Source organism: Zhenhengia yiwuensis, assembly GCF_014384995.1.
In the GTDB taxonomy this organism is placed as follows: Bacteria; Bacillota; Clostridia; order Lachnospirales; family Cellulosilyticaceae; genus Zhenhengia; species Zhenhengia yiwuensis.
In genome coordinates, this window is the sequence record NZ_JACRSY010000047.1 from 1 (window position 1) to 16,849 (window position 16,849).

Consider the following 16,849-nt stretch of genomic DNA (forward strand, 5'->3'; position numbering starts at 1 on the left):
GAAGAACTAGAGGAACTAATGCCTTGGGCACCAGAGATTCAAAATAACTGCAAATAATAAATCGTACAACTAGAGTGAAATGCTCCAACTCTAATTGTACGATTTTTATTTTTGGACACCTTCTAATTAATCGCTTACCTATTTTTGAATATACTTAGATTATTTGATGCATAATAATTAATGGATCTTGTGCTATATGTGACTTATATCCTTTGTCGATTCCGTCTTACAGAGCAGCCTATTTTTTTCCTTGTAGGCTACTCTATACATATAAAAAATCAATTTTTATTTAGTTCTTTATTATTCCAACTTTTTTTAGTAATTCTAAAAGCATGTCAAAAGTAACCTGTGACGTATCTTTAATATGTTCACATATTAATTTGTCATACTGATTTATTCTAAAATTTGTATAACCTATACTAAATAGCATCGATATACAAATGCATACTATAAACTCCATTCACTAACCTCCATGTTTTGTTTTACATTCTTTATTTGACATATTAAAATATTCTTATAAAAATAAGAAAGGTGTGATTCTATGTCAAATGGTTTAGATGTCTTTTTAGATGCTACTGGCAAACTAGTTAAAACTATCCCGACTCTTTATGAGGACCTCGCACAACCAGCTGTACAGGAAACGGGTAAATTTATCGCAAGAATTCCTACTGCAATTAATGCTGCTCTCTCTGGTATAGATTGCTGGATAGAAGGAAGAAACTATAGAATTAAAGAAACTAAAAAATTACTTGAAAAAAAATTAGAAAATGTTAATCCTGATAAAATTGTTCCACCTGATTCATATGTAGCTATTCCTGCACTGGAAGCCATTTCTAACTCAATGGATAGTGAAGAATTACGAAATATGTATGCTAACTTATTAGCTAATGCAATGAATATTGATACAAAAGATTCAGTTCATCCTTCATTTGTTGAGATAATTAAACAGCTTTCACCATTAGATGCACAAGTTATTAAATATGTTAGAGATAACGCTTTCAAATTAGCTACCATTACCTTTAGATTTCAGCGTGATAATCTAACTCCTAACTTAGGTTTTACCAATGGTTCTATTGGTTTTGAGGTTGTTAGTAATGCTACATGTATACCTTTAGATGAAATGCCATATCACTATATCCAAATGTCTTTGGATAACCTTCTCAGGTTAGGATTGATACATATTGACTATTCTAAATACTTGGATGACCAAACTTTGTATGATAACATTCTTGAAGCATTTTCAGAATCTGTAGAAGAACTGGTTAAAGAAACGTTTAATGATCCTAAATATGAAGACTATAAAATAGTACCAGCTAAAGGTCGCATTTATTCAAATACGCTATTTAAAATATTTTGTGATGTATGTGTATAAGGCAGATTCTACTCTGCCTTATAGTTTTACTTTTCCGACATCTACAAAAAACTAATTTTATTTACTAAAAACTAACAACTGGTACCGTATGATAAATAATTACATACCCATCACCTGTATTTATTACTTGTTCCACAACATTGCCTTCTTTTATAAAATCAATTAAATATGTTGCCAATCCAATTGTGTCTACATTACTTAACGTTTTTACCTTTTGCATCTTCTCACCCTTTCTTGTAACCAAAAAACTATTTTATTGATTGAATTTAGTTCTTCGTATTTGTTATACTCAAGTTAATGATTAGATATTTTACGTGGGGAGATAAAAAGAGATGAAAAAAATAGTTTTTGGCTCAATTATGATGTTATCAGGTATAATTGCATCTGCTTTACTTATGGCTGGTACTATGAGCCCTGATTTGGCAACGAATGGGCAGTTTACATTTATACGAAATTTAGCACTATACGGTTTAGATTATGCACTCTATGTTTTTATTGCCATTGCTGTTATTGGATTACTGATAGCGTCTAGTGAATTACAAAAGAAAGAAAAATAATTATATAATAAGGATATAATCTTTCTCTAACCAAAAAATTATTTTACTGGCTCAACTTCAATATAAAGCTCACTATAATAACCAATTCTTATTTCTGACGATATATCAACAATGCTTTTTACTGGTTGCTCGTCATTACTTGTAATATATATCTTCATGCCATCTGGTAAGTCTTTTATAAACTCTTTTAACTCTCCAACTGTCATAGTTTCTTTATTCATACTTCACCAACTTTCGTTTCATAAAACTTAGATTTTGTCATGAAAATTCTTCATTTTCTTCTGTAGTTATGTTTTAATTATATGTAAAAAAGGGGGTAAATTTATGAACATAACTTGGCTTATTATAATGATTGCAATCTTTTTGATACCTGCATCATGTTTTGTCTTTGGTCTTATCACTGCAATTAAATACGTTATAAAAGATGACACCAAAAATTACGAAAAATTTGCTTGGATATCTACTTTAGGATTAATTGGATGCTTAATTATCATCTGTTACATAATTTTAAGTTAACAAAAATTATTTTTATTTACTTGGAATTTTTACTTTTTTATGATGTATTGACCTATTTTTTTAATGCGTATAATTTTTTATTAAGTAGAGTTTTGTTTATATATTGGGTTCACTAGTATTTATTTAGTGAGCCCTTTATTTTTACAAAAGTTACTTTTATTTACCACCTTGTATAACTCGTGGTATAAAACCACTTATATCAATTTCCATAAGCTCTTCAATACCTGTCTTACTATCTGCATACTTTAATACTTCTACTGGTAAAGATGATAGGAAATGTGTCGTTTTAAGACCATGCTCTTTAATCTCAATTAGCAATGATGCTTTCACATCCTCTGGGTACTTATGTATAAGTACTTCTGTATCATCTTCACCAGGCATTGGTTCCGCCAAATGTAAAGCTATATACTCCCATACCTTCATACTTTGTCCTCACCAAAATTTACTTTTATTCAATCTCTTTTACATCTGCTTCTATATCTTCACTTAAAGAATTAACACTTATATCTTTTGACACTTCACCACACCCTTTTGCTGTTAAGCATTGTGGGAATGGTATCCCATTATTTATCATTGGTACTCCAAATCCTTCAAGAAAGCTTCCTTCTCCCTGTTCTGCAAACATTGTTGCAAAGATCTTAATAACTTCCTGTAAACTGCTTACGTCATAAAAGGTCTTTTTCCAATCTGCTATATTTTCTTCATTCCATATAGTTTCATCAATCTCTACTTCAAAGTCCCAAGTTTTTGTTACTTCAACTTGAAATTTCTTCATCCTAATCCCTCCTAATCCATAAAAAATTGATTTTATAAGCTATACACTGCATCCTTTAATCTATCCCAGTAATACCACTGATCTTTAGTCATTTTTGCATCATCCATAACATCTATAAAATCTTTGAGGATTTCGATGACTTGCTTTGAATTTGAGTACTTATCTCTTAACTCTTCAAGTGCTTCTTCTAATTCTCCACACTCATCTTCACAACCACTAAGTTCATCTTCAAGACTTTCTATTTCATCATTTAGTCTTTTAACTTGTTCACTATCTTCAACATAATCTTCAATGAACTCTTTTAAAGCTTCAAAGATATCTTCTGGAACTATGTCTTTTAAATCTTCCAGTTCTCTTACTATGTAGGGCATATCCTTTTTCCAAATAACCATAAAAAACCTCCTGCTATTTAAATCGAAGTTGTAGCTCTCCGAACTCGTCTACAACTTCTATGTACTCTACTTTTTTTCTACATACATATCATGATAAGTTACAGCTACTGCCATAGAAGCCCATATATCAGCCTTAAATCCATAGAACGTGTCTGGGTTAGCTTTTGTACCCTTGCCATTCTTAAAATCATGCTGAGCGAATCTATCAATTAATGCCTGCCTTATATTGGCATCCTTAGCCTTCATACTGTTGCAGAGTGTAATCTTCTCATCTTTTCTAAAGATATATGTATAAGGTATATCCAAATCATCAAGCACCTGCACTATACGGCCTATCATTACGCAAGTATCAAATACTTCCTTTCCTACAGCCATACCGTAACAAGCTACCATCTCAATAGCTGCATGTAGTTCTTCTACATGAAAGTCTGCAACTTCATAAATCTTTTCAAGAAGTGCCTCATTTTCAATTTTTCCTTTATCTTTAATAGCTAAATCATCCGTTGTAAGTACATAAGCTGATTGAATATTACCTGGATCAATAGCAAGTATCATCCCAGCACCCTCTTCCAAAATGGTTTCTTTGTAGTTAATTCAACTTCTAAATCCCTAACTTCTGCTTTTAAGGATTCAATCGTTCTAGCCTGTTTATCTATCTCCTTTCGCTGTTCTAAAACGATTGATTTCCAGTAATTAATCCTAATTTTATCGGTAGAGCATTCATGACGAAGCCTTTTAAGCTTCTTGTACTGTTTCTTAAGCTCCTTAGCCTGTGCCTTAACCTTCTGCCTATTACTTGGGCATTTTGTAGTCATTTTCTTTCGTCTCTTCATTCACTTATCTTCCTTCCTGTGCCTTTGCATAAACTTCTCTAAGCATTCCACACTGTCTTATGTTGAATTCTATTTGGCTATCTTCTATCACTGGACCATATGTAATTTTAGGAACGGATTCCTTATTTTCAAGTTTAAGCATTTCTTCTTTCTCTTTTGTAGCCAGTCTTATATTGTCTATTTGACTACTTAGCTTAGGTCCTAATGATACTTCTTTGGTAAATCTTTTGTTTACCGCATTCATAGCTTTAGTAAACTGTCCTCTCAGAACACCTTCCTCTTCTTCTGGGCATATGCTAATAGCTCGAACACCACCTACCCACTTAACAGCTTCTTGTACTTGACGTGGTAATTCATTCATTACTGCTTCTTGCGAATAAATACCTCCGTGTTTATTTATAGCTTGATGGACCATTCCCCAAGCTTGCTCTGGGTCTACTATTTCTGGTAATAAAAGTTCTGCGTAAGCTTCTTTTATATCCGCTATTGTTGGCGCCCATTTTGATGTATTAATAAGTTTCCTTACAGCAATAAGTGCCATATTATAATCAAGCTCATTTAAAAAAGCCATCCAGTATTTACACGCTTCCGTATACTTACCATCCTTTGTATAAATCTGTAATTCAAATTTAGGATGGCAGGATTTAATCAGGACTAATAATTCTGCACACTGTTCTTTTGTCACTTTTATTCTCCTTCCAAAAATGCTATCATTTCAGGACTTTTAGGTTGGAATTCATAGCCACTATGCTGCTCTACAACAATTTCTACTTCCTGATAGTTTTCATCCAGGTAATCTACATAACCACTATTAAAAAACGTACTGCCATTTTGGGGTTTTCTCCATGTTTCTTTTTGGAGTCCTAATTCATAACGCTCGATACAGCGTATTAACTGCTCATAGCTATACTGCTCGATAAGCTTAGGTATTTTTTTAATAGCTGTAGCTTTACCCTTTTTGAGAGGATATCTATTCCATACATAAGCAACTTGTTGCTCTATATGTTTTTTATTCTCCTCATTCTTTTCATTCTTACTTTCTTTTTCATTCTTAATACATTCTTTATCATTCTTATTATTCTTTTCATTCTTGTTTGTGTACCCTTCATGGTTCCTTTGTGGTACCTCTGTGGTACCTTCATGGTTCTTTTGTGGTTCCAGTATGGTACCTTCATGGTTCCTACATGGTACCTCTGTGGTACCTTCCATACTTAAATTTGCTTGATAATCGTTGTAATTACTAACTTTTATGGTGGTACCTTTTTTAGACTTATTTAGTTCCACCATGTGGTCTCTCTCTAACAACTCTAAGAAACTTCTAACGCTCTTCTTTGACACGTTCCAACGCTCAGCAAGTTTTAGTTCACTGGTATGAAACTCACCTCTTTTAACCTCAAAAAGTTCATTTCCTAATAAGAATTTATTGTCTTTATGGTTGGCCATCAGAATGATATCCAGCCACCATTTGAGCTTATTTGCGTCCTGCCATATCCAGTGCTCTTGTATGTCTCTGTATATTTTTATCCATCCGGCCACCTTCATCCTCCTCTAAAATGGTACTAAACTTATATCTATTTCTAGCCCTTCATCTGCTATATATGTAGGCTTGTTTGTAAGCTCCTGGATCTCTTTTTGAAACTGTGCTGCATGACTATTGCTATCACTTAAATGTAGTAATACAATGCTTCTTGCAACTTTTAAATCATTCCTTGAGAAAAACAACTTACATGTTTCAAGGCTCATATGATCCTTTACAATCCGGTCTGCTAAATGTGTATTAAAACCTTCCTTCACACGTTGATCTAGGATATTCTTTGAATAGTTACATTCAATCAGCCAATGACTTATATCTTGAAACTTGTACTCTATATAGCCCGTATCTGTAGCAAATACTAACTTGCCCATTTCTGAATGCTCTATTAAGTATCCATAGCAAGGTACATTATGAACTACTTCAAATGCCCTTACTCTAAAACCACCCAACCATTCAGCTTTCTTACTAAGTTGTTCATTGCTTATATATAGTTTTCCATATCTTTTGTATTCTTCTATATACTTGGAGTGATCCTTGTGCTCATGACTTACTAAAACACCATTTATCTTTTTATGGTCTACATTCCGTAAGACTTTCTTAAACGGAACCCCAGCTTCTACAACTAGGGCCTCCGTCTCTGTTTCAAGTATGTAAGAATTGCCTGCACTTCCACTTGCTAGTACTTTTAGCTTCATATTTCTCTCCTAAATTGGACATTCATTAGATACTTGTTGTTGACGTACGGACTGTGTGCTTACGCTTTCTTCTACATAATCAGCATCTACAAATTCCTTGCTTGCTGTCATTTCCCTTTGCTCTTGCTGAGAAGTAAGTGCCTCAGATCTATTACCATTTCCATCATCATATGTATTATCATTTTCAAGCGCTGTTTGCATTTCAATACTAAGCGGTGCATACTTACTTAATAAGTTTTTAACTACTGTTTTAATAGCCATTCCATCAAAATCCGTTGACCATAAACTAGAATTTCTTACCCAATCATTAGTACTTTTATAACTCTGTGAGTAACGTTTACCATGTGACTCAGCTTCTTCAACTGTCATATAAACTGTCTTTTCAAATCCGTTGAGTAATTGGAAATAAGCAAAATATCCTACGGGCTTGCTATAATCAATTAAATTGGTGTCTTCTTCAAATTCAATTGAACCTGTTAATTTATTTCTTGATTTTAGTTCCCCCTCATATACGATATCTGCATTAAAGTACTTAAATTGACCACTTCTTAAGGCTAACTGTATAAACCCTTTATAACCCATTTGAAACTGAGCTATTTTACCTTTTTTCTTGTCGTTATAAGGTACTACATAAGCCATACCAAAATTAGGATTGATAGGTAAATCCATAGTTGCTGCAATCATAGCTGATTTCAAAATACTTTCAGGATTACAATCTTTCAAGTTATCACTTTGCGCAAGAGATATAATACTACTTGCAAAACCTGCTGCTTTCTTCCCTAACATATCGTGTAGTTTCTTTTGTACACTTGCCTTACCTACTAACTGATTAATACTTAGTTCTTGATCTTGTTGTGTTACCATTTGATTACTAGCCATTATTTGTTCACTCCTTGCATCTTATTTGATAATGGTATATTAAAAACTTCTAACATATTATCCTTTGTTCTTCCTTGAATAAATCTACAAATTTTACCTACTATCATTTTGGCATCATGCTGATTTTCAAATTGACCTAGAACACTAAAATCTTTACCAAATCTAGCAACTAATCTACCATCTTCCCAAGCTTCTACTGACTTAGTAAATACCATCTTGCATTCATCTTGACTTCTTATCCAAATTCCTTGCATTAGTTACTCACCTCTTCTTTTAAATTTTCCATCGCTATGTCATACCCTTCCCAATTATCAACGCCACATGCTTCTAAAGCATCTAACTTTGCTTCTGAAGATTTCAGTGCGTTTAATTCATTTAAAGAAATCTTAGTTATATCCAAACTATCTGTAAGTTCTGTTGCTAGTTCCTCTACTATCAAGTTGATTACTTGACTATTGGTAGAAGGTATCGTACTTATAGATTCTCTATTGTCAATAAAGATTGGGGCATTCATTCCATAATGCTCACTTAATACCTTGATAATTTCTATCCCTGCTTGAACTTTAGCTGCATTGTTAGCATTACTAAATGGCACACCATTAATAAGACTTTCACAGCACTCTACCAGTCCACCATTAATCTGTTCTTCAAAAAGTTTAAACTTGACTGTTGTAAACTTACTATTGATATTCTCTTCAAGCATATCGACTTTAGCTTTAGTGAAGTCCTCTACTAAGATTTCCTGCTGCTCTACATCTGCTAAACTTACTTGGAGTTCTTTAAGCTGTTCCTCTAATTCCTTTATGCGTTCCAAAGTCTTTTCTTGGTTATCTGCCTTAGTAATTGTTAAATTGTAGAGCGCTATATCCTTCTGAGCGATCTTAATTTCTTCTTTAATCTTAGAGGTATCTAACTGATTAAACGACGCTAATGCTTGCTTAAGTTCATCTATTTGAGCATCTATTTCAGCTGTATCACATGGTGTTGTATCTATAGGCTGTCCAAGTTTTTCCTCTAACCCTTGAACATTCCTTTGAATGGACACTAACTCTTTTGCAAGTATTTCAAAATCTTTACTTAAATCCTCTTGTTCTTTTTGACCTCTTGCTAAATCTTCTTTGAGTTGATCTGCAATACGAACAACCTGCTGCTTTCTTGCCTCTTTTTCTTTAATATGCTTATTCTTAAGTTCCTCTAATTGATCTATAGGAAGGTTTTGACCACATGTAGGACAAATAGATTTATGTTCTTCAAATGTCTCTTTATCTATTCTAATCCATTCATTACGTTCATCTTTAATCTTAGAATTAATAATAATTTCATCTTGCTTCAAGGTTTCTAGCTTTTTAGCAATACGGTCCTGCTCACTTTGTTTATTATTAATATCACGTTTTAGAGTATCCAGTTGGTCTTTTAGCTTGCCATGTTCCCCATATACCTGTCTGTTATGTTCTCCAACTATCTCTTCCCTTGTACGTTCAAGTGATAATATGAGTTTTTGTTTATCTCTCACCGCTTCAAACGCTTTCTCTGAAGCTTCAAGCTGCTGTTCAAAGTCTTGTATAGCCTGTTCTTTTTTGGCAATCTTTAATAATGCCCCTTCTTTATCCAAGCTTTCATCTATGCCTCTTCTTAGTTCATCTATGCGTGGTGGAATATCCTCTATATCTTTCTTAAGCTTCTTCTTAGTTGCTGCTAGAGATTTTTTGAACTCCTCTACATCTTTCCCACTAAGATGTTGTTGGAGCCTATCATATCCTGGAACACTAACATCATTAATCGTTCCACATACTTCAAATAGAATTTTTCTCTTGTCTTGCCATTTCATAGCTTCAAAAGTTAAAGGGTTAGTAAGTAACTTGAATGTTTTTTCCTTGATAATTTCATCAACATATTTCTGATACTCTGACTTTTTACAAGGAACGCCATCTATGTAATAAGTTGTTTCATGCCCACTAAACTCTTGTTCGGCTTGTCCACGTTTCTTAACCCATTTTTCCTTATACACTTTAGATAGGCTAAAAGTTTTACCATCAAATTCAAACTCTGCAGATACTTCAGTATTTAAAAAGTGAATAGGTTCATTGTTTTCTGCTAAAGGCTTAATTTCAAAATCTTTTCTGTCTTGGCTATCTTTATCAAATAATAACCACATAAAAGCATCAGCTACTGTAGTCTTTCCGGTTGCATTCGCACCATATAATTTAGTTTCTGTGCGTTCAAAAAGAATTTTTTTCTCCTTTATACCCTTGAAATTCTTCATTTCTAAAACTTTTAACACAAGTTTCATATCTTCTCTTCTCCTTTTATGGTATAATTAATCCGATTTTTTTATTTTTTATGTGCATCACATACGTTTGCCGACGTTGTGGTGCTTTTTTCTTGGCTTATACACAACTTGCATTGCTTTATATTCATCTTTAACACGAACTTTTAAACCATTTTTAAGCTTTACACAAAGCCCGTCATGCCCTTCTATATCGTTGTCTATAACAATACCTTTTTTCTTTCGATACCTGACCTTATCGCCTTCTTCGATAAGCGTACCTTTACAATCTTTGTAGTACACTCTTTCCCTCCTTAATCTACATAGAGTAGTTCATCAGCCACTTGATCTTCGTACTTCCATATGAAGCCTATTGCTGGTCGATTTTCTTTTATTGCTAATACTAATGTTGAATTACTCGTGAAATTCAATCTTGCAGCATCTCTTACTGAAGGATATTCATATATTATCTCGCCTGATACTTTATCTATCTGCACAACAGGCTTTTTGTTTTTAGAGACTGCTTGTATTTGAACTAACTCTTTACGTTTAATAAAGCCTAGGTTTTCTACGCAATTATTTGTTTTGTTACCATTTTTATGATAAACAACATATCCCTCTGGAATCTCTCCAATAAACAGCTCAACAACTTTTTCATGTGCCATAAACTTTTTGTATGTCCCGTTAATATTAATTGTTAAAATAGCACTCGCACTTTTTACGCCATAAGATGGCACTCTATAAAAATACCTGTCATGCCTCTTTGATACAGTTCTATACCTACCATAGCTACTTACTTGCCATCTGCTATTAGGAATATCCCGCCAAACTTCATCTGGTATAACTTCTTTTGCTAGGAGCTCCCTAAACACGCTAATAGGTGTATGCTCTTCCAATATGTAACAATTAAGACTTCTTATCTTGCTCCTTTGTTTAAGGGCATATTTTAATCCTTCCTTTGTTCTACCAGCCATACCTGCTAACAACTCTAATGTCACAACTTTTCTTTCTGCAGTACGTGGGTCAAAAAGAATAAATTGCTTTTCCACTTTAAACCCTCCTGTTCATATGTTTATGTTTGATAGTATTGATTACGCGAATAATTCCATTAGCAGTTTCTCTATAAACCTTTGCAATACGATCAATGTGTTCATCAAGTCCTTCTATGGCTAATAAGGCTCTTTCAGCTTCGTAGAGTTCTATTCGTAACTTTTCTTCTTCACTTTCTAACTTGGCAAGCTGTATTGTATGTACCATTCTTTTTAAGCACGATGCCCTACGTGATTCTAAACACACTTCAATAGCCTTATCTAGACACAAACTTAATCGCATATCTGTATCATTAATCCTTTTTAATGCAAGGCTAATGATTTTAAGGCTCTCTTCGGCTTCTATATCCTCTGTAGTACTAAGATACTTTTGCATACCTTTTCTCCTCTTTTCATCTCATAATAATTGTCACGTATGTACATCAAAGCATTGTCTATGTCTCTATAAACTTTCCTTCCGTCTTCTGTCATAAGCAACTCTTCGAAATATTCTAGTTGCCCTCTTACCTCATTGATTTTACGAGGGATAAGTTTAGAAATAAGTTTGTTCTTAACCTCTACCTGTTCAAATAGAATTACTCTTAAGGCTTCGCATAAACTTTGTGATACGCCACACGCTTCTATTTCTTCCTCTTCGATTGCTAAAGCTCTCATAGCCTTAATTCTTCCTATTGTTCGGTCTAAATCACCGATTACAACTTCTTCTGCTGTTCTCATAACTTAATTTCTCCCTTCTAATACTTTTATTCTTTCCTTAAGTTCGGTTAAAGCTTGGTCAAAATATCTCCTTTGTCCTTCTAAACATATGTAAGTTGTTACAGCTCCTACAAGGAATCCGAATACGTATTCAAACATTTACGTACCTCCTTTAGACTAACTCGCTTATAGCTTGTCCATTTTTGCTTTCTGCTTCTAACTGTTGATTTCATAGGCTCAGTTCGGAGCTTTATATCATCAACTGGTATGATTAATGTTACTGTTTGCATTTTTTAAACTCCTCCTTCTTTTCTTCTTGCCATCTATAAAAATCTACTCGTTTAACAGCTAAACTTCTTTCTCCTGTTTTAAAACTGGGAAAATCTGCTCTATGAAATAGTTCGTATACTTGTGACTTAGAGCGATTTAATATCTTCATGACATCATTAGGGGTAAAGCAAAGCACATCTTCTGTATTAACAATCTCAAATTCATTCATCGCTATTACCTGCCTACTACAACTAAATCTATTTGGAGATACTCTGCGATTTGTTTCTTTCTGTACCATTTCTAGTACCCTTAAGGATATCTGTAAGATATGCCTGCGAAATCCCTACTGCTTTAGCAAGCTCCCCCCTTATCCATATCCTTGTCGATTAATGCCTTTTCTACCTCTTTTCCAAAAGGTGTAAGTTTAATTTTTCTAGCCATTCTTTATGCTCCTTTCTTTAATAAAAACTCTATAAGACTTCCTTGAGCAAAGTCCTCTAAAACTTCATCTGTAATCCCTATAATTTCCAAGAATTCTTTATACTCTTTTTCTTTAAATTTAGAAGTACCATTTAATTTATTAAAGATACTTCCTCTGCTTATAGAGAGTGCCTTGCATGTAGCTTCAATGCTGTCCTCTTGATTTTTTAAAATAATATGTAATGCTTTTCTCTTTTGAGGAGATAGCTCTATCCACTGAACTTTCATGTTATTCTCCTTTCTAAACTAACCTCATCTGATTATTTAAATTACTAATCTTTCTATAAAACTTCACTTAATTTACTAGAAGCGTTGTTAAACGAACAACTTCTTCTAAAAGGTCTAATAGCCTATCAAATTTCATTCGCAAACTAAAACTTGTTATTGTTGAAAAGAAAACTGCAACTGTAAAAATTGAAAGTGTTATTCTCTGTCTTTTAATCTTAGATTCAAGGACAGCTATTTTCTTATCTATCTCTTCCATACTTTCCCCTTTCTAAGCTAATCTCATTTGATTATTTAAATTACTAATCTCTGTCACTAATACTGTAGGTGCTTTATATTCTTCTACAATGCTTCTGGCAATGTCTAACTGACTTCTTTTTATTGCTTCATACTTTGATATGCCAAACTCTCTTTTAAGCTGTCTTTGAATATCTGAATACACCTTTCCTCTAAGAGAATGGTCATTGTATGCAGTAGATTTATACCCACCTAAAACTTGTACACCTTTACTTCTCACCAAGGCTTGTAGCTCTTTACATTCAACATTGAAGAGTGGCATATTATCTTTTAAATCAGTAACCTCTTCTCTTACACCTGTAACTTCTTCACGAACTGATTCAATTTCTTTAGCCTGTTCTTCTAAGACTTGGTAATGAAGTCTTAGTTCTTCTTGTGGAGTTAGTCTTCTTGTTCGTTGCTTATGTATAAATGCTTCTGCTAAAACATCTTTAGCTTTAAGTTGATACTCAACTAATCTTTCTACTAATTCTGGTTGTTGCTCTTTCATTTTTGGTGTAATAGAAATCTTCGCTAACCATATAGGAAGGTAGTCAAGTTCTATTGCTAAAACCTCATTATTTGGGTCAATTACCCCTGCGTCAAATTTGACGCACCCCCCATGAAGTACTAAATCTGATTGAATGTTTTTTACTTGCCTATCTTTTTGGTCTTTATTAAACCCAATTCCTTTACATATGTATCCAACACTTGTATAAAGTTTGTCCTTTACTTCATCTTTTACAACTAAAAGGCTATCTCCTAAAAACTCAACTTCTTTTGTAACTAATGAATTTTCTTGGTTTGCCTTTTCTTGGCTTATCCCTTTTAACACTACTGGTGTGTTATCTCCTTGATTTAATGCACTACTCATTTGCGTATTCATTTTGTTGCGCCTCCTCATTAACTATTCTTGTAATTTCTTCTGCTAATTGCTGAATATTCATGCCATAGACTAAAATGGCAAGTTCCTTTAGAAATTCTTCATTTTTTTGCGTTGTATTTTCTGCCATTTTGCTATACTCCTTTCTATTTTCATTTTCTCGTATTAAGCGAGTTTGTAAGGTAAAAAAATATAGTCTATTGGCATATTATACAATTCGCATAACTGTACTAGGTGGTGATGTCTAGGGATAGTCTTTCCTTTCTCCCAACTTATCAGCGTTTCTTTACATATTCCAATCTTTTCAGCAGCTTCTTTTTGTGTTAAATTTGCATTTACTCTTGCTGCTGCTAAACTAATTTGTGGCATCTGAATTACTCCTTTCCGATTTAATGTAATTCAATATTAACTCGCTTTAGGCGAAATGTCAACTCTTTTAGCGAGATTTTTTTTATTTATTATTGTTTTTTTCTCGCTTTTGTTGTATAATTTATCGCATAATAAGGAAGGAAGTGTGTCTATAATGTCTGAAACAGACGTAAGAAAAATCTTTTCAAAGAATTTAAATCGCCTAATGCGTTTAAATAACAAAAAACAAATAGATTTAATGAATGATTTAAAACTAAGTTCATCTACTCTTTCTAATTGGTGTACTGGTCTCAAAATGCCACGAATGGATAAAATTCAAATGTTAGCCGATTATTTTGGAGTTTTAAAATCTGATTTAATAGAGGATAAAACTCTCTCTGAAGAACCTGTACAAATTAATCCATTAACAGGTAAAAAAATGACCAAACGTGAACTTTCACAATATGAAAAAGTCATGAATGAAGCAACTTTGATGTTTAACAATGAAGATGTTTCTGAAGAAGATAAAGAGAAACTAATGATGGCTCTTAATGACATGTTTTGGAAAGCGAAACAAAAAAATAAAGAAAAATATGTCAAGTCTCATAAATAAATTAATAAATAAATTTTTACAAAGGATGATTGGGATGGATATCTCTAAACGAGTTAAAAATCTAGTAAGAATGTACAACACTCATGATCCAATACGAATAGCTAAATTAAAAGGTATTGAGGTAGAGTATTATGATTTAGGGGAAATTAAAGGTTTTTATAAAAAAATACTAGGTAATAAATTCATTGGCCTTAATGATACTATAGGGGAATTTTCAATATTAGTATCATCTGGCCATGAATTGGGCCATGATGTATTACATAGTACAAAGCAAATACAACTCATGAAGGATTATGTTCTTTTACCTAAAGATAATGTAATAGAAATCCAAGCTAATAAGTTTGTTGCAGAATTATTGCTATATGAAGGTGCTAATTATGACTACATACTTAAATCAGGTACTGAGCTGGATAAAAAAATACTTAAAATGTTAATAGATTTAAAAAATACAAATATCAGCTAGAAAAATAAAAAAGACCTAGTGGTACCAACACTAAGCCTCTTATATAAACAGTGTATATGATATATACATCTCTCAAATTTAGTATATCGTATACATACCTTAATTACAATAAAGGAGTATACACATATGAAAAAAGTTGCAATATACGCTAGATATTCTAGTGATAATCAAAGAGAAGAATCTATCGAGGCCCAAATTCGAGCAATAAATGACTTCTGCAACCGAAATAATTATCAAGTAGTAAAAACATATACCGATGAAGCAAAATCAGCTACAAGTGATAATAGACCACAATTTCAACAAATGATAAAAGATAGCTCTACTAAATTATTTGATACTGTTATTGTCCATAAATTAGATAGATTTTCTCGTGATCGATATGATAGTGCATTTTATAAACGTGAATTAAAGAAAAATAAAGTAAAACTTATATCTGTTCTTGAAAATTTAGATGATAGTCCTGAAAGTATAATCTTAGAATCTGTATTAGAGGGTATGGCTGAATACTATTCTGCTAATTTATCTCGTGAGGTGATGAAAGGTATGAAAGAAACTGCTTATCAATGTAAACATACTGGTGGTATTCCACCTTTAGGTTATGACATTAATAGAGATAAATCTTATGTAATTAATGAACATGAAGCTGATATAATTCGTTTAATTTTTAATATGTATTCTTCTGGTGAAACTTATGGTTCAATACAAGACACTTTAAAATCAAAAGGGTACAAAACTAAAACTGGAAAAGATTTTTCATGTAGTGCATTATCTACTATTTTAAGAAATGAAAAATACAAAGGCACTTATGTATTTAATAAAACTGGACAAAAACAAAATGGAAAACGCAATGTATATCTAAAATCTGATGAAGATATTATTAAAATTGAAAATGGTATTCCTAAAATAGTGGATGAAAATACATGGAACATAGTAAATAAAAGAATGGATGAATCTAACAAAAGCACTCAATCAGCACAAAGAGCTAAGGAACCCTATCTATTAACAGGTTTAATACAATGTGGCTGTTGTAATGGGGCTATGGTAGGGAATAGACGCTTTTCAGGTAGAAATAAACAAAAATATGTAACCTATGAATGTAATACACGAAAAAGAACAAAAGGTTGTAATGCAAAAGCAATTAATAAAGACTTTATAGAAAATCTTGTTATAGAGTTTTTAGATAATAACTTATTAACATATTCAAATATTGATGAAATAGCAACTCTTGTTTTAGAAGGGCTAAAAAATATAAACAAAGGTATTCCAGGTGCATTGGCTAATTATAAGAAATCCTTGAATCAAACTAATAAAGAAATTGAAAATATTATTAATGCAATAGCTGCTGGTATGTTTCACCCATCTATGAAAGAAAAAATGGACTTATTAGAAGCCAAAAAAGCTGATTTAATTTTAAAAATCACTAGCTACGAGCAACAACTACAGGTTACTGTTATTCCAACTAAAAAAACTATTATAGATTATTTAGAATCAAATAAGGACATAAAAAATAAACCTCTGAATCATCAAAAGGCTATAATTCAAAGGTTTATTGAAAAAATCATTGTGTATCCAGACAAAGTAGAAATTATATCTATTGTGGATACGAACAATGGAGGTGAGGGGAATCGAACCCCTGTCCGAAAGCCCATAAATCGTGGTCTCTACCATCATAGTCACTGTTTTAACATTCCCTCCATGAACCGCCCAGAGACAGGCTGTTCACTTCA

Annotated in this window: 28 protein-coding genes, 1 other RNA gene and 1 pseudogene; 5 read left to right on the forward strand and 25 right to left on the reverse strand. The window is 32.7% G+C overall.

Going from position 1 to position 16,849, the window contains the following annotated elements:
- The first annotated feature begins 541 nt into the window (after positions 1-541).
- Positions 542-1,372 (forward strand): DUF4393 domain-containing protein, encoded by an 831-nt coding sequence (locus tag H8718_RS17770; RefSeq protein ID WP_249334212.1) that lies wholly within the window; start codon positions 542-544, stop codon positions 1,370-1,372.
- Between the two features lie 64 nt (positions 1,373-1,436).
- Here H8718_RS17770 and H8718_RS17775 read toward each other — a convergent pair whose 3' ends face one another.
- Positions 1,437-1,592 (reverse strand): hypothetical protein, encoded by a 156-nt coding sequence (locus H8718_RS17775; RefSeq protein WP_249334214.1) that lies wholly within the window; start codon positions 1,590-1,592, stop codon positions 1,437-1,439.
- 112 nt (positions 1,593-1,704) lie between these two features.
- On the opposite strand from H8718_RS17775, the gene H8718_RS17780 reads away from it, so the two are divergent.
- Positions 1,705-1,929, forward strand: coding sequence for a hypothetical protein (locus tag H8718_RS17780; RefSeq protein ID WP_249334216.1), 225 nt, complete (start codon positions 1,705-1,707; stop codon positions 1,927-1,929).
- A 38-nt stretch (positions 1,930-1,967) separates the two neighbouring features.
- Here the strand turns inward: H8718_RS17780 and H8718_RS17785 are convergent, their stop codons facing one another.
- The 23 genes from H8718_RS17785 to H8718_RS17890 form a co-directional block, all read right to left on the reverse strand.
- The gene (locus H8718_RS17785; protein ID WP_249334218.1) at positions 1,968-2,150 is read right to left on the reverse strand and encodes a hypothetical protein; all 183 of its coding nucleotides are present in this window, start codon (positions 2,148-2,150) and stop codon (positions 1,968-1,970) included.
- A gap of 451 nt (positions 2,151-2,601) precedes the next feature.
- Positions 2,602-2,868, reverse strand: a complete 267-nt coding sequence (locus tag H8718_RS17790; RefSeq protein ID WP_249334220.1) for a hypothetical protein — start codon at positions 2,866-2,868, stop codon at positions 2,602-2,604.
- 25 nt (positions 2,869-2,893) lie between these two features.
- The gene (locus H8718_RS17795) at positions 2,894-3,220 is read right to left on the reverse strand and encodes a hypothetical protein (protein ID WP_249334222.1); all 327 of its coding nucleotides are present in this window, start codon (positions 3,218-3,220) and stop codon (positions 2,894-2,896) included.
- Between the two features lie 32 nt (positions 3,221-3,252).
- Positions 3,253-3,612 carry a hypothetical protein gene (locus tag H8718_RS17800; RefSeq protein WP_249334223.1) on the reverse strand — a complete coding sequence of 120 codons (360 nt, stop codon included), beginning with the start codon at positions 3,610-3,612 and terminating at the stop codon, positions 3,253-3,255.
- A 66-nt stretch (positions 3,613-3,678) separates the two neighbouring features.
- Complete coding sequence (locus tag H8718_RS17805) at positions 3,679-4,167, reverse strand: hypothetical protein (protein WP_249334225.1); 489 nt, start codon at positions 4,165-4,167, stop codon at positions 3,679-3,681.
- Entirely contained in the window at positions 4,164-4,445 is a 282-nt protein-coding gene (locus tag H8718_RS17810) for a hypothetical protein (RefSeq protein ID WP_249334226.1), read from the reverse strand. The genes H8718_RS17805 and H8718_RS17810 overlap by 4 nt, the downstream gene beginning before the upstream one ends.
- A gap of 4 nt (positions 4,446-4,449) precedes the next feature.
- Positions 4,450-5,130 (reverse strand): replicative helicase loader/inhibitor, encoded by a 681-nt coding sequence (locus tag H8718_RS17815; protein ID WP_249332249.1) that lies wholly within the window; start codon positions 5,128-5,130, stop codon positions 4,450-4,452.
- Between the two features lie 2 nt (positions 5,131-5,132).
- The gene (locus tag H8718_RS17820; protein WP_249334228.1) at positions 5,133-5,981 is read right to left on the reverse strand and encodes a hypothetical protein; all 849 of its coding nucleotides are present in this window, start codon (positions 5,979-5,981) and stop codon (positions 5,133-5,135) included.
- 12 nt (positions 5,982-5,993) lie between these two features.
- Positions 5,994-6,674: an MBL fold metallo-hydrolase gene (locus H8718_RS17825; RefSeq protein WP_249334231.1), complete on the reverse strand. Its 681-nt coding sequence runs from the start codon at positions 6,672-6,674 to the stop codon at positions 5,994-5,996.
- Positions 6,675-6,683: 9 nt separating this feature from the next.
- Positions 6,684-7,553 (reverse strand): recombinase RecT, encoded by an 870-nt coding sequence (locus tag H8718_RS17830; protein ID WP_249334233.1) that lies wholly within the window; start codon positions 7,551-7,553, stop codon positions 6,684-6,686.
- Entirely contained in the window at positions 7,553-7,807 is a 255-nt protein-coding gene (locus H8718_RS17835) for a hypothetical protein (protein WP_249334234.1), read from the reverse strand. The genes H8718_RS17830 and H8718_RS17835 overlap by 1 nt, the downstream gene beginning before the upstream one ends.
- Positions 7,807-9,843: an AAA family ATPase gene (locus tag H8718_RS17840; protein ID WP_249334237.1), complete on the reverse strand. Its 2,037-nt coding sequence runs from the start codon at positions 9,841-9,843 to the stop codon at positions 7,807-7,809. The genes H8718_RS17835 and H8718_RS17840 overlap by 1 nt, the downstream gene beginning before the upstream one ends.
- 57 nt (positions 9,844-9,900) lie before the next feature.
- Positions 9,901-10,122: a hypothetical protein gene (locus H8718_RS17845; protein WP_249334238.1), complete on the reverse strand. Its 222-nt coding sequence runs from the start codon at positions 10,120-10,122 to the stop codon at positions 9,901-9,903.
- 11 nt (positions 10,123-10,133) lie between these two features.
- Positions 10,134-10,868: an HNH endonuclease gene (locus H8718_RS20855; RefSeq protein WP_249334240.1), complete on the reverse strand. Its 735-nt coding sequence runs from the start codon at positions 10,866-10,868 to the stop codon at positions 10,134-10,136.
- A 1-nt stretch (position 10,869) separates the two neighbouring features.
- Complete coding sequence (locus H8718_RS17855) at positions 10,870-11,244, reverse strand: hypothetical protein (protein ID WP_249334242.1); 375 nt, start codon at positions 11,242-11,244, stop codon at positions 10,870-10,872.
- Complete coding sequence (locus tag H8718_RS17860) at positions 11,211-11,585, reverse strand: hypothetical protein (RefSeq protein ID WP_249332257.1); 375 nt, start codon at positions 11,583-11,585, stop codon at positions 11,211-11,213. The genes H8718_RS17855 and H8718_RS17860 overlap by 34 nt, the downstream gene beginning before the upstream one ends.
- A gap of 3 nt (positions 11,586-11,588) precedes the next feature.
- A complete protein-coding gene (locus H8718_RS20665; protein WP_283246265.1) occupies positions 11,589-11,723 on the reverse strand; it encodes a hypothetical protein in 135 nt (44 codons plus the stop codon).
- Between the two features lie 118 nt (positions 11,724-11,841).
- Positions 11,842-12,132, reverse strand: a complete 291-nt coding sequence (locus H8718_RS17865) for a helix-turn-helix transcriptional regulator (protein ID WP_249334243.1) — start codon at positions 12,130-12,132, stop codon at positions 11,842-11,844.
- 146 nt (positions 12,133-12,278) lie between these two features.
- Positions 12,279-12,542 carry a hypothetical protein gene (locus tag H8718_RS17870; protein WP_249334244.1) on the reverse strand — a complete coding sequence of 88 codons (264 nt, stop codon included), beginning with the start codon at positions 12,540-12,542 and terminating at the stop codon, positions 12,279-12,281.
- Between the two features lie 67 nt (positions 12,543-12,609).
- The gene (locus H8718_RS17875) at positions 12,610-12,798 is read right to left on the reverse strand and encodes a hypothetical protein (protein ID WP_249334245.1); all 189 of its coding nucleotides are present in this window, start codon (positions 12,796-12,798) and stop codon (positions 12,610-12,612) included.
- A gap of 12 nt (positions 12,799-12,810) precedes the next feature.
- Complete coding sequence (locus H8718_RS17880; RefSeq protein ID WP_249334246.1) at positions 12,811-13,701, reverse strand: ORF6C domain-containing protein; 891 nt, start codon at positions 13,699-13,701, stop codon at positions 12,811-12,813.
- Positions 13,682-13,828: a hypothetical protein gene (locus H8718_RS17885; protein WP_249334247.1), complete on the reverse strand. Its 147-nt coding sequence runs from the start codon at positions 13,826-13,828 to the stop codon at positions 13,682-13,684. Before H8718_RS17885 ends, H8718_RS17880 begins: the two co-directional genes overlap by 20 nt.
- Positions 13,829-13,863: 35 nt before the next feature.
- Positions 13,864-14,067 (reverse strand): helix-turn-helix transcriptional regulator, encoded by a 204-nt coding sequence (locus tag H8718_RS17890; protein ID WP_249334248.1) that lies wholly within the window; start codon positions 14,065-14,067, stop codon positions 13,864-13,866.
- Between the two features lie 154 nt (positions 14,068-14,221).
- Here H8718_RS17890 and H8718_RS17895 point away from each other — a divergent pair, with 154 nt between their 5' ends.
- The 3 genes and pseudogenes from H8718_RS17895 to H8718_RS17905 form a co-directional block, all read left to right on the forward strand.
- Positions 14,222-14,659: a helix-turn-helix domain-containing protein gene (locus H8718_RS17895; RefSeq protein WP_249334249.1), complete on the forward strand. Its 438-nt coding sequence runs from the start codon at positions 14,222-14,224 to the stop codon at positions 14,657-14,659.
- 34 nt (positions 14,660-14,693) lie between these two features.
- Positions 14,694-15,122, forward strand: a complete 429-nt coding sequence (locus H8718_RS17900; protein WP_249334250.1) for an ImmA/IrrE family metallo-endopeptidase — start codon at positions 14,694-14,696, stop codon at positions 15,120-15,122.
- Positions 15,123-15,248: 126 nt separating this feature from the next.
- Positions 15,249-16,289, forward strand: a pseudogene (locus tag H8718_RS17905) (recombinase family protein); the annotation flags it as partial.
- Between the two features lie 440 nt (positions 16,290-16,729).
- On the opposite strand, the gene ssrA reads toward H8718_RS17905, so the two are convergent.
- Positions 16,730-16,849, reverse strand: a transfer-messenger RNA (tmRNA) gene (gene ssrA / locus H8718_RS17910); the annotation flags it as partial.

Excerpts from the sequence above, each read along its gene's own strand:
- H8718_RS17770 (WP_249334212.1), top strand. The coding sequence starts at position 542 with ATGTCAAATGGTTTAGATGTCTTTTTAGATGCTACTGGCAAACTAGTT.
- H8718_RS17775 (WP_249334214.1), bottom strand. The coding sequence starts at position 1,592 with ATGCAAAAGGTAAAAACGTTAAGTAATGTAGACACAATTGGATTGGCA.
- H8718_RS17780 (WP_249334216.1), top strand. The coding sequence starts at position 1,705 with ATGAAAAAAATAGTTTTTGGCTCAATTATGATGTTATCAGGTATAATT.
- H8718_RS17785 (WP_249334218.1), bottom strand. The coding sequence starts at position 2,150 with ATGAATAAAGAAACTATGACAGTTGGAGAGTTAAAAGAGTTTATAAAA.
- H8718_RS17790 (WP_249334220.1), bottom strand. The coding sequence starts at position 2,868 with ATGAAGGTATGGGAGTATATAGCTTTACATTTGGCGGAACCAATGCCT.
- H8718_RS17795 (WP_249334222.1), bottom strand. The coding sequence starts at position 3,220 with ATGAAGAAATTTCAAGTTGAAGTAACAAAAACTTGGGACTTTGAAGTA.
- H8718_RS17800 (WP_249334223.1), bottom strand. The coding sequence starts at position 3,612 with ATGGTTATTTGGAAAAAGGATATGCCCTACATAGTAAGAGAACTGGAA.
- H8718_RS17805 (WP_249334225.1), bottom strand. The coding sequence starts at position 4,167 with ATGATACTTGCTATTGATCCAGGTAATATTCAATCAGCTTATGTACTT.
- H8718_RS17810 (WP_249334226.1), bottom strand. The coding sequence starts at position 4,445 with ATGAAGAGACGAAAGAAAATGACTACAAAATGCCCAAGTAATAGGCAG.
- H8718_RS17825 (WP_249334231.1), bottom strand. The coding sequence starts at position 6,674 with ATGAAGCTAAAAGTACTAGCAAGTGGAAGTGCAGGCAATTCTTACATA.
- H8718_RS17830 (WP_249334233.1), bottom strand. The coding sequence starts at position 7,553 with ATGGCTAGTAATCAAATGGTAACACAACAAGATCAAGAACTAAGTATT.
- H8718_RS17835 (WP_249334234.1), bottom strand. The coding sequence starts at position 7,807 with ATGCAAGGAATTTGGATAAGAAGTCAAGATGAATGCAAGATGGTATTT.
- H8718_RS17840 (WP_249334237.1), bottom strand. The coding sequence starts at position 9,843 with ATGAAACTTGTGTTAAAAGTTTTAGAAATGAAGAATTTCAAGGGTATA.
- H8718_RS17855 (WP_249334242.1), bottom strand. The coding sequence starts at position 11,244 with ATGCAAAAGTATCTTAGTACTACAGAGGATATAGAAGCCGAAGAGAGC.
- H8718_RS17860 (WP_249332257.1), bottom strand. The coding sequence starts at position 11,585 with ATGAGAACAGCAGAAGAAGTTGTAATCGGTGATTTAGACCGAACAATA.
- H8718_RS20665 (WP_283246265.1), bottom strand. The coding sequence starts at position 11,723 with ATGTTTGAATACGTATTCGGATTCCTTGTAGGAGCTGTAACAACTTAC.
- H8718_RS17865 (WP_249334243.1), bottom strand. The coding sequence starts at position 12,132 with ATGGTACAGAAAGAAACAAATCGCAGAGTATCTCCAAATAGATTTAGT.
- H8718_RS17870 (WP_249334244.1), bottom strand. The coding sequence starts at position 12,542 with ATGAAAGTTCAGTGGATAGAGCTATCTCCTCAAAAGAGAAAAGCATTA.
- H8718_RS17875 (WP_249334245.1), bottom strand. The coding sequence starts at position 12,798 with ATGGAAGAGATAGATAAGAAAATAGCTGTCCTTGAATCTAAGATTAAA.
- H8718_RS17880 (WP_249334246.1), bottom strand. The coding sequence starts at position 13,701 with ATGAATACGCAAATGAGTAGTGCATTAAATCAAGGAGATAACACACCA.
- H8718_RS17885 (WP_249334247.1), bottom strand. The coding sequence starts at position 13,828 with ATGGCAGAAAATACAACGCAAAAAAATGAAGAATTTCTAAAGGAACTT.
- H8718_RS17890 (WP_249334248.1), bottom strand. The coding sequence starts at position 14,067 with ATGCCACAAATTAGTTTAGCAGCAGCAAGAGTAAATGCAAATTTAACA.
- H8718_RS17895 (WP_249334249.1), top strand. The coding sequence starts at position 14,222 with ATGTCTGAAACAGACGTAAGAAAAATCTTTTCAAAGAATTTAAATCGC.
- H8718_RS17900 (WP_249334250.1), top strand. The coding sequence starts at position 14,694 with ATGGATATCTCTAAACGAGTTAAAAATCTAGTAAGAATGTACAACACT.